Below are 14,612 nucleotides of genomic sequence, written 5' to 3'. Positions count from 1 at the left end.
CCGCGCAAGCGCGTCGAACACGATTTGACCGAAGCGGAAAAGGTCTGCGCCTGCTGCCAAGGTGCCCTGCACCGCATGGGTGAAGAAACGAGCGAACAGCTCGACATCATTCCAGCGACGGTCCAGGTGTTGCAGCATGTGCGGTTCAAGTATGCCTGCCGTCAGTGCGACCGCCACGGCGAATCAAGCAAAATCATCACCAGCCCCATGCCAGCCCAGCCCATCCCTGGCAGCAACGCCAGCGCCGGCACGGTGGCCACAGTCCTGACGGCAAAATACGCTGATGGGATGCCCCTGTATCGCCAGCACGACTGGCTGCTGCGCGGCGAGGTCGATGTCGCGCGCGGTACGCTGGCCCAATGGTGCATCAAGGCCGGCGTGCTGCTCACGCCGCTGTACGCGGCGCTACGTCAGGAGTTGCTGACAAGCGCATTCATTCATGGCGACGAAACCACGCTGCAGGTGCTCAACGAAGCGGGCCGCAAAGCGCAAAACACATCGTATATGTGGGTCTATCGAACGGCCCTGTGCCACGAACGTCAAGTGGTGCTGTTCGAGTACCAGCCGGGACGCGGCCACGATCATCCAGAACGTTTCCTGCTCGGTTACGAGGGGGCAGTCATGACCGACGGTTACGCTGCCTGGCGCATGCTGCCAGGCATGAAGCATCTCGGCTGCATGGCCCATGCAAGGCGCAAGTTCGACGAAGCACTCAAGGCGCAGAAAAACCCATCGGGGCGAGCAAAGGAAGTGCTCGACATGATCGGAAAGCTGTACCACATCGAGTCCACGGTGAGGAAAAAGCCGCCGCCGGAGGGTAGTACGGTGGTCGAGGAGACTTACCGCTGGAGACAAGAGAAAAGCCGTCCGATCCTGGACGCACTACACGCCTGGCTGGTCAAGAATCAGGCCGAGGTCATGCCGCAATCACTGATCGGCAAGGCGATCAGCTATGCCCTCGGGCAGTGGCTGTACCTGTATCGCTACATCGATGACGGCCGGGCGCCGATCGATAACAATTTGATTGAACGCGATATCCGTCCGTTTACCATCGGTCGCAAAAATTGGCTGTTCTCGAGTTCGGTTGCGGGCGCGGATGCAAGTGCCGTGATCTACAGCTTGATGCTGACCTGCCGCGCCTGCGACATCGAGCCCTACGCCTCCCCGTTGGCCGGTCAAAATCCCCCACCTCTGGCCACCTCAAATTCCCCCACCCCTGACCGCTTAGCGGCGCTGTAAAAGCGCCCAGCAGTGGCCACCGGGAGCATCCCGCTGGCAGGACGTTATCTTTCTCCTTCGATCAACGAGGGAGTTCGGAGTGAACGTCTTGAAACTGCATCTACAAACCACCATCCTGACCCTGCTGGCAGCGGGGAAGAGCCAGCGCCAGATCGCGCGCATCACCAATGTTGACCGCAAGACGATCCGCAACCTGGTCCAACGCCTGGCTGGTACAGATTCAAATTCCCCCGGGGTGGCCACCGGCCCCGTGGTTCAAATTCCCCCACCCCGGCCACCGGCTCTGCCAGCCGTTTCCTCATCGGCCTGCGAGCCATACCGCGACTTCATCACCGAGCAGCTGCGCCTGCGCCGAAACTACACCGCGATCTACCAGGACCTGGTCGACCAGGTCGGCTTTGCCGCCAGCTACAACAGCGTCAAGCGCTTCGCCGGCACTGTCGTGGCCAAGGAGCCGGAGCAGTTTGACCGTCTCGAATTCGCACCGGGCGAAGAGGTACAGGTCGATTACGGCGAGGGCGCTATGACGCGCGTGCCGGGCAGCGATCGCTACCGCCGTCCGCGCTTGTTCGTGATGACGTTGCGCTACTCCCGGCGCAGCTTCCGCAGAGTGGTGTGGACGTCGAGCCAACAGACCTGGGCACGCCTGCACGAACAGGCATGGCGCTACTTCGGCGGCAGCTGCAGCTACGTGGTCCTCGACAATCTCAAGGAAGGTGTCATCAAGCCGGACCTGTACGAACCCGAGCTGAACCCCGTCTACAGGGACGTGCTGGCCCACTACGGCGTCGTCGCCGATCCCGCGAGGGTGCGTGACCCCAACCGCAAGGGCACGGTCGAGAACGCGATCCAGCACACCCAGAGCACTGCGCTCAAGGGCAAGCGCTTCGAGAACATCGAAGAACAGAACATCTTCCTCGAACAGTGGGAGACCAAGTGGGCTGCGCCGCGTATCCATGGCAGTGCCCGCCGCCAGGTCGAGGCTATGTTCCAGGAGGAGCGCACCCACCTAAAACCGCTGCCTCTGGAAGGGTTCCGCTACTACACCGAGTGCGAGCGCACCGTCGTCGACGACACCTGCATCCGCATCGATCACAGCAGCTATGCGGCAAGGCCGGCGCTGATCGGCAGCCGTGTGCTGGTGCGCCTGTACGAGCAGCAGATCGAAATCCGCGACCTCCGGTCACACGCCCTGCTGCGCACCCACCCGCGCGCCCAGCGCCCGGGCAGCTTGCTGCTTCCCGATGATGAACGGCCGTTCAATCCTTCGCGCGAGACGCGCCGCATCCTCAGCCAGGCGGCCGAGATCGGCCCGGCCACGCTCGCGCTGTGCCAGCACTGGTTCGAGCGCGATGGCAGGGTCGGTCAGCGCAAGCTGTGGGGCATCGTCGGTCTGGCCAAGCGCTACCCGCGGCGCCTGATCGACCAAGCCTGCGCGCAGGCACTGCGCGAGAACGTCGGCAGCTACAAGGCGATCCAGCAATTGACCGAAAGGCTGCTCAGCGCAGCGCTGGCCGACATCGACGCGCCCATCCAGGGCGAGCTCGATCTGACCCAGCAACACCCCTTGATCCGGGACGGCGACGACTACGCCGACCTGTTCACCCTCGGCGCCAACACCAGCGCCACTTTCCCACCCACCCAGGAGTAAAACACCATGAGCATGAACATGATTGAAATCGAGCGGGCCTTGCGGGCGCTACGCCTGTCCGGCATCAGCGCCACGCTGGAGACGCGCGTGCTGCAGGCGCAGGCCAGCCAGGCGCCTTTCCTCGATACCTTCTCGCTGATCCTGCAGGACGAACTGGACCGGCGCCGATCGCGTTTGATGGAGCGCCGCTACCAGCAGAGCGGGCTCGATGAGCGGATCACGCTGGCCGACTTCGACTGGCGCTTCAACCCCAAGCTGCCGCGTGCGGCCTGCTTCGAACTGCACACCCTGAAGTTCGTCGCCGAAGGGCACAACGCGCTCATCATCGGCAAGCCCGGCACCGGCAAGAGCCACGTCGCCAAAGCGGTCGCCTACCAGGCTTCGCTGCAGGGCCCCAACGTGCGCTACCTTGAGGCCGACAGCGCGTTCGGACAGTACGCTCTCGGCGATGCCAAGGAACAGCGGCAACAGATGCGCACGCTGCTCGACGCCGACCTGCTCGTGCTGGACGATCTGTTCCTCGCTCGCCGCATCAGCGACGCTGGAGGGAACTGCTGCAGTCGCTGGTGCACCAGCGCTACAAGCTCAAGCGCAGCATCGTGGTGACCTCCAACCGGATCGTCCAGGACTGGGGCAAGTACCTCGGCGACAACACCATGGCGACCACCATCCTGGACCGGCTCATGCACCGGGCGCACATCCTGGAGTTCGAGGGCAAGAGCTATCGGCTGAAGGAGGCCGCCAGCCGGCTCACCGGGCTGTCCAAGCAAGACGCATCAAAAACCGACCTGGCCGCGGCAGATTAACCTACAATCGGCCTGTCCTGCCTGGGGGAATTTGAACCGGCCAAGGGTGGGGGAATTTGAAGTGGCCAACGGGGGTCTACCTGCGCCACGTGCTTACTGAACTGCCGCAGCGGCAACCGGGCGCTGACGTTACTGACCTGCTACCGTTCAACTTCGCGTCGCTGAATCATGATCGCTGCAGCCAACGGTCGTCAGCGGTGGGGTAAATATCGCGCTTACGGTACACTTATCCACAGCTACCGCTTCAAAAAGTAGCGCCCAGCCCTGGGTCAAATTTCAATCGGCAGGGTGGGTCAATATTCGGTCGGCGCCAACACTGCTGACGGCCAAGCGCGACATGGTGGCAGCTAAGCGCTTCTTCGACAAGGCCATGGAAGCCAACGGCGTCCCCGATAAGGTCGTAATAGACAAGAGCGGCGCCAACAAGGCAGCCATCGATGCGGTCAACTCCGGTCGCGACAAGCCGATCGTCGTTCGCCAGGTCAAGTACCTCAACAACATCGTGGAGCAGGATCACCGCGCCATCAAGCGCGTGACCAAACCGATGCTCAACTTTAAGTCATTCCGCTCGGCTGCTTGCGTGCTCGCCGGCATTGAGCTCATGCACATGATTCGCAAGGATCAGTTTGCGATCGATGGCGTCGATACGATGTCGTTCGCAGACCGATTTTATGCTCTGGCAGGACAGGTCCGTCCAGTTTGAGGAGGGGCATCCCATTCCGGAAAAATTGCGACAGCTGACCGCTAACGCGACAGAACCCACTCGGTCTGCGGTAGCTTTGCAAATCATGCAGCGGCCGGCATGCCGGTGTGCATTTGATTCATCACGTCCTGTAGGACCTTGCCCTGCTGAAGAACGACGACGCGCTCTGCCATGGCGATTGTTTCAGGGCGGTGCGCAACAATAATCCGTGTTAGCTGGATCTTTTGAATAGCGGCGTTGACCGCCTGCTCATTCCAGATGTCGAGGTGGCTTGTCGCCTCGTCGAGTACCAGCATTTTCGGATTCCTATAAAGTGCACGTGCCAGAAGAATCCGCTGCTTCTGACCGCCCGACAAACCAGTGCCGATATCGCCGACGAGACTGTTGAATCCCATCGGCATCGCCATGATCTCAGCATGCACCGCAGCTAGCTGTGCACAAGTTTGCACCCGAGGCTGATCGGGGGCGGGGTCGAAAAAGCTAATGTTGTCAGCAATGGATCCGGCAAAGAGCACGTCATCCTGCATCACCGTGCCGAGCAGTTGGCGATAATTTGCAAGACCCAGTTGGTGTAAGTTCATGCCACCCACTAGGATCTCTCCTTCGGTAGGCTCCATTAATCCCAGCAACAGTTTGAGCAGGGTAGTCTTGCCGGAGCCTGAAGGTCCAGTCACGGCGATGCACTGCCCCTCGGGGATTGTCAGGTTAAGGCCGCTAAGGATATCGGGTTCGCTTGCTGCATAGCGGAAGCTAACATTACGAAATTCGATCGATGGCCGAACGTCGTCCGGTTCGATTTCCATGTCGCAAGCATCGGTTTCTGGCTCGGTCATCAGAATATCGGCCACGCGCTCCCCGTGCAGGCGCAACATGCGTAGTTCGAACAATTTGTCGACCAGGCTTGCCATGCGCTGGCTGAACTGGTCTTTGTAGCTGATAAAAGCGAACAGCATACCAACTGAAAATTCATTGCTCAGCACAGCGAGTCCGGCCAACCAAATAACGATTACCCGTTCGCCACTGAAAAGGAGTGTATTGGCAGTCTGATAGGACACGGCAAGCTTCGCAATGCGAAGATCAGCATTAAACTGGTCAGCGAGTGCATTCATCCACCCGGCTCGGCGTTCTTCGTTGCGACCAAACAGGCGAATGCTTTGTACCCCGCGGACGGATTCCATGAAGTGGGTTTGTTGTTTGGCAGCATGAATAATCTGCTCGGAAGTAGCCTCGCGCAAGGGCGAAAAGATGAAGCTGCGAAGTAGGACGTAAAGGAACACTGCAATGCAGGCTACCGCCGCCAGCTTAGCGCTATATAACAGCATCATTGCCAGCGTGCCGATTACTAGTACCCCGTCAATCAGGCCTTCGACAAACTGTGTCGTCATGCTGCTTTGAATCGTCTGGATGGACGCGAAGCGCGATACGACGTCACCAGTGTGACGTTTCTCGAAGTATGGCAGTGGCAGATGCATGAGGTGGGAAAAGGAGTTTCCCAGCCATTGCAGGTTCAGGTTCGTGGCCAATACGGTTGTCACCCATGCACGAACGGCACCAATGGCGGCTTGTATAGCCACGAGCAGGAGAAATCCACAGCCGAGGACGGTGATCAAGTCGCGGTCCGCAGAAAGCAATGCTTCGTCGACCAGCCACTGCATATAGAATGGGGTGACCAAGGTACACACTTGTAAAGCCAGGCCCAGAAGAAGAACTTGCAGCAGCCCGCGCTTCAGTCCTACCACGCGGCCCATCAGCGACAGCAAGGTGAATTGCTGGACTTCCTCTTGCTTTTCAAATGCAGCAGTTGGCGTCAATTCCAGTGCAACCCCGCTGAAGTGTTTGGACACCTCAGCGAGCGGCATGCGCCTTTCGCCTACTGCCGGATCATGTATCAGAGCATGGCTGCTTGTGACGGACCTAAGCACCACGAAATGGTTCAGGTTCCAATGCAGGATACATGGCAACTTGAGTTCGGGCAGTTGGTGCATATCGAGTTTGACCGGACGTGTCTGAAGCAACAGTCCCTGTGCCATTGCCATTAGCCCTTTCAGCGTCACCCCTTTTAGAGAGACGGAAAAGCGGCGGCGCATACTACTAATGTCGATCTTGTGTCCCCAATAGCTGGCCACCATACACAGGCACGCCAGGCCACATTCGGCAGCCTCTGTCTGCAACAGTACCGGGAGGCGATGACTGCTCCAGAACGATATTTGTGAAAGATGCGGAAATCTCATTGGCTTGTATGGTGAGAATCGAAAAGGGGCTATGGTGGCCCCGGAACGGCGTTACATCCGCCCCGAAATGCTAAACAGAGGCTCAAGTACCCATTCGTAGAGACGACGCTGTTCAAGTTTTACGCTGGCATCAACCAGCATGCCCGACTTAAGCGGCATCTGCTTTCCGTATGCAAGGACGAATTGCTTATCCAGTTTCAGGCGGATACGGTAGAGTGGCTCAGCCGCAAAGCCAGGTTTGATGGCGGCACCCGGCATGGTCAGCTCATCAGGTCGGAGAGATGTGTTTGCCACTTCAGTCACTATCGCCTCGTGCTGGCCGAATTTTTGATAGGGATATGCTTGATAGCGTAGCAGTACCCTCATGCCCGGTTTGATGAAGCCAGCAGACCGGGATGGTGCATAGATTTCGGCCTCCAGCGCCGCACCGCCTGGCAACAATGCGGCAAGCGGCGCGTTACTGGCAAGTGTCTGACCTAATTCAGCTGTAATTGCCGTTATCACACCATCCTGCGGTGCCCGCACGATGATCTCGCGACGCGCTTCATTCTCGGTCAAATCCTGATGAGTGACGGACACGTTGCGCTGCAGCGCATTTGTTTCGCGCTGCGCTTGCAACTGAAGATCGTGCATCTCTGCTTGGACGATAGCGCGCTCGCGTTCGGTTGCTGCCTTGATGCGCTCTAGGTCGGCCAGACGCTGCTTCTGATCCAGTACTTCTGCTTGCTTGTCCTGCGTCTGTGCAAAAGAAATATAGCCGGTCGCTTGCAAATCGACATACCGCTTGTATGCTTGTTCAACGAGGTCTACCCGTGTGGCCTGGAGGGCGATCTGATCCGCATTGCGCGCGATCTCTGTCTGAAGTAGTTCTGATCGGCGCATCGACGCTTGCAGGCGCAAGCGCGATTGCGTTTCCGACTGCTTCAGTTCCGTGCCAAAACTGTCCAGCCGGCCGCGAAGTAAGTCAGAAACCATTTTTTCTGTCGAATTGGCCACTGTACTGCTTCGTTCGCTGGACAGGATGAACAGAACATCGCCAGCCCGAACCGCCTGCCCCTCACGTACCCGTTTCTCGCGAATGACGCCTGACTGTCCAGATACGACGCGAATGATTCCTGCCGTTGGCAGCAATACACCTTGGCTTTGCGCTTTTCTTGTCGTCTCGAAAAACACAAAAAAGGTGACGAGTGACATCGCAACGATGACGAACATTGCGGTAAGGACCGTATGGCTGAATGCGCTGGTCAAAATGACCGTGCCATATTGTCGTTGGGTCACATGCTCAAGCGCTTGGCTGCGGAAGAGCGGTTGCACCGATGGAGGTGGTTGCGATGGCGAATTTGAACTGTGCAAAATAAATCAGGTAAAATTGGGAAGCGACATTCCCCCTTAATTTGGAGTGAGCTCTATGGGCGTCAAGGGGTAAGAAGGGTAACTTCCTACAATGTTAACTAGATGCTGACCTTTTGTCAAGTTTTTCATTCCGGATTTTACTCGTCGACGCGTCGAATTCCTATGCGCACGGAGTATGTGCCGTCGTGAGTGAAGATCAGATGATTCATTTCTACGTTCGCAGGCCCGGCTGACACGACTAGGTCAATTCGGCTTAAGTTGCCTATGGTGTCGAAATACTGACGATGAATCCGAACGCCGTTCTGCATCTCCTCGCAATAGATTTCCGTGCTATCCCACTGTTCTAAGACGCGTGCCGACGCCAACGATTTAAACAAACTGGCGACAGGCAAGGACGGTGACATGGGATCGTCGTCAAAAATATTTGTCACTGTATGACGGGTAGAATTGTTCGGCCTATCTGTGGTACCGGGAGAGATGCCCGACGCGGCGTTGGAGAATCCCATGTACACGACAGGATAGTTGGCGCTCACCATGAGCGCCAATGCGTAGCCCGCTACCACGGCGGCTTGGGTGTCCTGGTCACCGGTATAAATGGGAGGGAAAACCGTATCGTGGTCGATGAAGGTTGGCACGAGCGCACGCAGGGGAATTCCGGACAGAGTCCGTTCCGAAAGTAACTTGTTGACCTGATCGAACACTTGTTCGCGGCCGACGAAAATCCTGTGCAGTGCGGCGGCAAGCGGGAAGTCATACATATAGCAGCCTGGCAATTCGTCTTCTAAACCAGTCAACGCCATGTTCAGTGCGCGGTAGTCCGAAGTCAGATATTCAAGCAGTACAACAAACCGCGCCTTAGAATCTGGATGCGCTCCCCGCAGGTGGGAAATTATTCGGCGAAGTTCCGCTGTTGGAATATGCTTCGCCATATCCACCCTGAATGCATTCACGTTTGCTTCGCGCGCCTGGAATAGGGCGCGTGCAAGTACGTCGAAGAACACATCTTCCTTGAACAAGTTCGGTTTGGGTAACGCCCAGCAGGTTCCCAGTTGCGTCAACGCGATTTCTTCAAGAAAGTCGGATTCAAGCCGGCCACCGTTGCCATCGATCCACGACCCATCATGAATGAACCGCACGGGATCAGCTACGTCGACTTCGGTGCTACCCAAAACCACACACGAAAGCGGTGACTGAAGTGCCGATGCGGAAAAACGCAGAATTTGAGCCGGATACCCTAAACTGCCGAATACAGAATCTTGTAAAAATTGCAATCCAAGTTCCCGACAAGCGCATACCAGCTCCCTGTACTCCGCTAGCGTCCCAAGGGATGTGTCGATTCCGGATTCTCCCGTGGACCAATAGCCGTGGTCATTACATGCGGGACTAAGTGAACTATCGCCCAGTTCGCCGTAGTAGACTCCCACGGTTTGAGGGTCCACCACGCCTAAAAGCACAGCGCCAAATCCCATGTCGGCCACGCGTGGAAGCTGCTGGAGGATAGAGCGCATTACAGAGAGGTTATCCTGCGACAGGACTAGGCGCGGCAGTATGTGCAGGGTCGGCACAACAACAGGATGCGTTGCAGTATCCCCAGCGCGAAAAATACAAGCTTCACGCTCTACAGATGCGTAGAGCCGCTCTATCTCTGCGCGTACCGCGTCTGCTCGGTCACGCATGTACACTGCGTGACTATCTTCCGCCCCGGCCGCAGGAATGCGTTCCCGGATCGTTTGCTGATTCCCAAAAAAATCGCGGTATTCGCTTGGGTGTAGAGCTTGTCCGCCCACGTGCTTGAGGAGCGACTCCGGTAGCGCCCTTACATTGACGGCAGTAACCCAACAAAGGACGCTTGGAAGGCCCACGAAGGCATCGAACGGTTTCGGTGCTGATGATAAATTTTTGGGATAGGTTGCAACCTCGGCGGTAATGCGCTTCACTCCGTCTTCAGAATGCAGTATTGCTTCCAGATAAAAGGATGTTCCTTGAGGACTGGTTTCGTGCCAAGTTCGATCACTCAGGCGATCTCCGTCGCGCAGCAGAAATAGGGAATGACGAAGCACTCTCCGCAACTGCCGAGTAGAACTTGGAAGTTTGTCAAACCACTCGTCAAGCTCAGCGCAGCGCCGAACAAATGCTTGATCGTCGTGTTCGGAACTCAAAAATTGCTTTGTGAGCGCCGCCAAATTCGTCGCATCTGGCCACAGTGTCAAATTTTCGCCTATTTGAAGTACCGGCGTGGAAAGGCGACCCCAGCTCATACGTTAGCAACGAACCCTTGCTGATATTGCGACTGAGTGCATAGGTATGCGTAAAGCTGCGCGAGCGAATTAGCGGCCAACGCGGGTCTCAGTTTCATGAGTTCATCGAACGCTGCGTTCGCAAGTTTATCGCTCGCCACGCGGTCCGCCATGAGCTCAAGGCAGGCTGATGCGATGTCTCCAGGTTTTAAAGGGGCTACAACGACTACATTCCTGATCACTTCTGTGAATCCGCAAAAGCTCGATGCCACAACTGGCACATGGCTGTTAATCGCTTCAATCGCTCCGATTCCAAAGGGTTCCGATAGCGAAGGCATTACATAAACCGACGAGCGGGATAATATTTCCCGCACTTCATTCCGGTCGACGAAACCCGGGAAGAAGAATCGATGGCTTAGGTTGTTTGACCTTACGATGGATTTGACAAGCGGCAACTGATCTCCATCGCCTGCCATAATGAACGCTAGCTCATCGTCAGCTGCCAGCATTTCCAAGGCAGCTTCAACAAATAGAACCGGCCCCTTCTGGGAAGTGATCCGACCGATGAAGCTGACAGTTTTTTGGCTCGGCAGGGTCCGAACGGATGCCTCTTCCAAGAATACGACGTTATGTACAACCGCTATTTTATCCTCATCAATTGAATAGGCATCGATTATCCGCTGCTTTGTATATTGGCTGACGGCTACGATCTGGTCCGCTGCATTGAGGCCGCGCCGCTCCAGCTCCAGAATAGTGGAATTTGGGCACCCAGGGCTGCGGTCTTCTTCGATCGAGTGAAGGTGGACAATCAAAGGCCTTCCAGAAGCCAATTTCAAAAATCCAGCTGCGGGAAACGTCATCCAGTCGTGTGCATGGATCACGTCGAACTTGTCGAGTGAATTGTACTTGCACACCACGCTTTCAAGGTATTTGCTGGCCGGCAGTATGGATGACGTTTCATACGCACTTGTGGAGCTCGAGAAATCACGGAAATCATGGCCGTTTGAAAGTGGCACAAGTTTAGCGCCGAATGCTTCTTCAGCCCCCTTAACATGAGGAATGAGATACTGAATGTCGAGATCTGTGTTCTCGTTCAAACACTTCAGTATTCCGGCACATGCTGTACCTAATCCCCCGGAGATATAAGGAGGCAGCTCCCACCCCATCATTAAGATATTCATTGCGCTAGCCTCGCTGTTTTGCGCTTGGTATTGAAAAATCCGTTTTGACGTTCCCGCGATAGACGCTTTGCAAACTGACGGCCGTTCTTATACCGGAAGTAGGTAGCGACGCGTTGCTCCGCGAAAATGCTATCTCTTAACTTTTCGAGAGCATGGCGAAGTGAACCAAAAGGGACTACGAAGTCCACAATCCACAGGTTTGCCCCTTCGGTCCACTCAGAAATATGCAGCGAAGCGTCACCTGTAGTCAGTAATTTGCTTTCTACCTCGCTCGAGATCATTGCCCAAAGGACATAACCAACGCATTGTCCATACGAGTTGAAAAAAAGATGGTACATACCTAAGCTATGTGCGGTAGTCGCCCGTTCAAATTGCGTCCAAATGGCCGTGGAATTATGCACTTGACTGCGAGTTGCTAATGCCATGACGAAACCGATAAATTGGGCACGTTCAAGCTCTTGTGTAGACGCCCGCCCATCGACTGTTAGTGTGCTGTATTCCACAAAGCCTCCCATTGGCTAGTAATTTCACGACGTAAAGCGGGTGCCGTACCCGGCAATATTGCGTTGAGGGTGACTTCGGCTGGCACCTTCGTGCCCGGCTTTAAGGACTCGGCTAGACGGCGCGCAATATCGTACTTATCGCTCAAGATCTCGGTAGCGTGGCTCACAGTCGATTTCACTAAATCATCTACTCCCGTTTTCGTTGCGTCCCGTGAACCGATCTTTGCGAGAAGAATAGAATCATCCAAGAACGTCAAGTCGGCATTTCGCCGCACTGCATTTAGCGCCAACTCCAAAGTAAGCGAGCGTCGCTCCACGTCGGAGGTAGAACGCACTAAATATAGATGTCGAAGTTCTACATATAGGCCGATGAAGTCGGCTGCAACGCAAATTTCGCCAATTTCTTGCGCTACCCTCATCTGGATATCGGCTACGTTGCTTGACAAAGCAAGCGCCGTTAGCAGATTGCCGACATCAAGGGTGCGCGTTGCGGGACGCTCATTGTTGGGGCCCCAGGCGCCAGACCAGGTGACAAAAGGAGCATTCCGATGTCCAATTAAAGCCATAACACATTGTCGAAAACGTTCAGCTTTTTCTACTGGAAAGGCCATCACTGTCGATTCACAAATCCCGGTTAACTTTAGAAATTCAATTTGTTGAGCCCGATGGTACACGGCATTGAAACCCAAAATCAGCTCGTCTGGCGAGATCACTTTGCCCCCCCCGGAGGACTTTAGATATTTTGCTATAAAAAGGCGCAACTCAAGCAAGGCGTTCAAAAGCAATGTATGCTCGTTGCTAAAGTCGCTCTCAAGCGGACGAATTGCCCGACGACCGAATTTTGACACTGTGGTAATAGTTCCAAAATCGAGATAGCGACCATCTAACGCAATATTTGATGGTGAAAGACCTCCGTGGTAGAGCCTTTTCACCATGGCTGTTGCGTTTTGAAACGCAAATCGGGTCGCAACTTCGCGTAAACCGATATTGATAATCTCCACTGCATTTTTCGTTGCAGCACAAGCGGGAAACATCTGTGTGAAAGCCGGCGCCAAGGCTTGCACGGCATTTGACGTCCTTACTGCATCTTCTCGCAGTCCCGTCTCAGCGTTGATCGGCGTCGGAAAATGGACGTTGCGACAATAGTGAGCAGGACGTAGGGCGAACTGGCGAAGTAGCAGAAAACGCCGCCTTGTCTCAACCGTTTCTCCTGGTGGCTCGAAATTATAATCAATACCAGTATCGATTACCGCGAGCGTGTGAACACTTCCAAAAGGCAGGGCCACCCGGGCTATCTCGCTCCAGATCGTTTCGCGCATTGCTTCTTCGAAACCGACCATGCCGTTACTGTGAAACGGATCGATTTTCGATGTGCCTAGCGGAGTTCGTCCAACTCCCTTGATTTGCACAGCACCTAATACTGCACATCTGCCGCTTCCTCCACTAAAGCCCAAGCCGGGCCCCCCATAGCGATCGGCTTGACAAATCACCTCCGCACATAGAGATGTTTCGGGTGTGCTTTCCGAGTTGGGTATGCACACAGCAGACGCTAACGCATCGCCTTCACTAAAATTGTCGCTGACCCAAAGCGCTTCGGCTTGGGCCAATAATCTCGTGGTGAAAGGCGTGAAAGAGCTAGAAGGAAGTAGCATATGGGAGCCAACAGTTGCAGCTACATGTATTCAGCGCGAATCGTGCGCGAACTGTGCGTAGCGAGGGGCTGAAACGATTGAGGGAATCGTGTTTTGTTTTTGTTGCAAGCCTGACCTGCACATTTCGTCAAACAGCGGCAATGCCGCTGTTTGACGACGAACAAGTATTACGAAGCGGTAGCGTAGACAGTTGCGATGCCTACAGCGCCAGCGAATACGAAGCCAAAAGCCGCGCCACCGAGTGTGCCGATGCCCGGGACAATCGAGCCGACAGCCGCGCCAGCGACTGCACCCGACCATGCGCCAGCCAAAGTCAAGGCGATAGCACCGCCATTATCGCCACCACTAACTTGGTCGATTTCGGTGTTGTTCAGTTCTTGCATAATTACTCCATTTAAATCATGGTGACCGACCATGGGCGGGACTGCTAAAGATGATAGGCGAATGAGTCCGACCCGAGCGCCAGCTAATGCACGGGACCACGACAAGAGAAGCCAAAAAGGAAATTGCCGATTGGTGCGGCTGATTAGGGAGGCGCGCTACTTTTTCCGCCGGTTGTATTCCAATGGAATTCCGATCAGGAATATTGCTAGGAAACAAACCGCCGCCACGGTTAAGGCGTTGGTCAGTGTCAAATCTCCCAACCTGAAATACAAGCTAAGGCACGTAATGAGGGTGACGGCAATGGCGACTAGCCAGAATTTTTTTAGTGCGGCTGTGATGACAGACAAAAACATAATTTCCTAACAATTGTGTTGCATAAAAATAATGTCGTAATTATGATTGAAATCATTATCAAAAGTCAACAACCTTTTGATGCAAAAGACTACGCGTACGCTGGTTCTGTCGCATTAGCGAGTGTTGGCGGCCGGTGAGGTAAGCTGCTGGCCCCGTCTGTAGGAAGAACCAACATGCTCAGCTTCAAAGGGATGCGTTTCCCAATCCACCCAAGTTAAGACATTTCAACAGTTTTTCTGAGTCATCTTCTTGTGTGGTTTTACGCCGGGCTTCCTGGGCTTCGAACGATTCTCTCGATGGCGATAGGTCTTCCCGGCA

At 55.3% G+C, this 14,612-nt stretch carries 9 protein-coding genes and 3 pseudogenes; 5 read left to right on the top strand and 7 right to left on the bottom strand.

Annotation, left to right across the window (positions count from 1 at the left end; all coding sequences use genetic code 11):
• The 5 genes and pseudogenes from tnpC to ACP7D4_RS26735 form a co-directional block, all read left to right on the top strand.
• The coding region (tnpC, locus tag ACP7D4_RS26755; protein ID WP_426212371.1) for an IS66 family transposase at window positions 1-1,239 on the top strand (1,239 nt) is incomplete at its 5' end.
• Window positions 1,240-1,318: 79 nt separating this feature from the next.
• Window positions 1,319-2,890: an IS21 family transposase gene (gene istA / locus ACP7D4_RS26750; protein ID WP_426212369.1), complete on the top strand. Its 1,572-nt coding sequence runs from the start codon at window positions 1,319-1,321 to the stop codon at window positions 2,888-2,890.
• A gap of 6 nt (window positions 2,891-2,896) precedes the next feature.
• Window positions 2,897-3,696, top strand: a pseudogene (gene istB, locus ACP7D4_RS26745) (IS21-like element helper ATPase IstB).
• Window positions 3,697-3,773: 77 nt separating this feature from the next.
• Window positions 3,774-3,902, top strand: a pseudogene (locus ACP7D4_RS26740) (transposase domain-containing protein); the annotation flags it as partial.
• A gap of 110 nt (window positions 3,903-4,012) precedes the next feature.
• Window positions 4,013-4,399 (top strand): annotated as a pseudogene (locus tag ACP7D4_RS26735) (IS6 family transposase); the annotation flags it as partial.
• A gap of 83 nt (window positions 4,400-4,482) precedes the next feature.
• On the opposite strand, the gene ACP7D4_RS26730 reads toward ACP7D4_RS26735, so the two are convergent.
• The 7 genes from ACP7D4_RS26730 to ACP7D4_RS26700 all read right to left on the bottom strand — a co-directional run bounded on the left by ACP7D4_RS26730 (window position 4,483) and on the right by ACP7D4_RS26700 (window position 13,939).
• Window positions 4,483-6,630 (bottom strand): peptidase domain-containing ABC transporter, encoded by a 2,148-nt coding sequence (locus ACP7D4_RS26730; protein WP_426212367.1) that lies wholly within the window; start codon window positions 6,628-6,630, stop codon window positions 4,483-4,485.
• Window positions 6,631-6,681: 51 nt separating this feature from the next.
• Window positions 6,682-7,944: an HlyD family secretion protein gene (locus ACP7D4_RS26725; protein WP_426212365.1), complete on the bottom strand. Its 1,263-nt coding sequence runs from the start codon at window positions 7,942-7,944 to the stop codon at window positions 6,682-6,684.
• 176 nt (window positions 7,945-8,120) lie between these two features.
• Window positions 8,121-10,193: an alpha-amylase family glycosyl hydrolase gene (locus tag ACP7D4_RS26720; RefSeq protein ID WP_426212364.1), complete on the bottom strand. Its 2,073-nt coding sequence runs from the start codon at window positions 10,191-10,193 to the stop codon at window positions 8,121-8,123.
• A 44-nt stretch (window positions 10,194-10,237) separates the two neighbouring features.
• Window positions 10,238-11,401: a glycosyltransferase family 4 protein gene (locus ACP7D4_RS26715; protein ID WP_426212363.1), complete on the bottom strand. Its 1,164-nt coding sequence runs from the start codon at window positions 11,399-11,401 to the stop codon at window positions 10,238-10,240.
• Window positions 11,398-11,904 carry a toxin-activating lysine-acyltransferase gene (locus ACP7D4_RS26710; protein WP_426212362.1) on the bottom strand — a complete coding sequence of 169 codons (507 nt, stop codon included), beginning with the start codon at window positions 11,902-11,904 and terminating at the stop codon, window positions 11,398-11,400. Before ACP7D4_RS26710 ends, ACP7D4_RS26715 begins: the two co-directional genes overlap by 4 nt.
• Window positions 11,886-13,511, bottom strand: coding sequence for a hypothetical protein (locus ACP7D4_RS26705; protein WP_426212360.1), 1,626 nt, complete (start codon window positions 13,509-13,511; stop codon window positions 11,886-11,888). The genes ACP7D4_RS26710 and ACP7D4_RS26705 overlap by 19 nt, the downstream gene beginning before the upstream one ends.
• 212 nt (window positions 13,512-13,723) lie before the next feature.
• Window positions 13,724-13,939, bottom strand: coding sequence for a hypothetical protein (locus ACP7D4_RS26700; RefSeq protein WP_426212358.1), 216 nt, complete (start codon window positions 13,937-13,939; stop codon window positions 13,724-13,726).
• Between the last annotated feature and the right edge of the window lie 673 nt (window positions 13,940-14,612).

It is taken from the genome of Massilia sp. TWP1-3-3 (genome assembly GCF_049897805.1).
In the GTDB taxonomy this organism is placed as follows: Bacteria; Pseudomonadota; Gammaproteobacteria; order Burkholderiales; family Burkholderiaceae_D; genus Telluria_A.
The sequence above is the reverse complement of the archived record's forward strand: the minus strand, read 5'-3'. Positions and strand labels throughout refer to the sequence as shown.

Coding starts and splice junctions, on each gene's coding strand:
- ACP7D4_RS26715 (WP_426212363.1), bottom strand. CDS start 11,401: ATGAATATCTTAATGATGGGGTGGGAGCTGCCTCCTTATATCTCCGGG.
- ACP7D4_RS26730 (WP_426212367.1), bottom strand. CDS start 6,630: ATGAGATTTCCGCATCTTTCACAAATATCGTTCTGGAGCAGTCATCGC.
- ACP7D4_RS26700 (WP_426212358.1), bottom strand. CDS start 13,939: ATGCAAGAACTGAACAACACCGAAATCGACCAAGTTAGTGGTGGCGAT.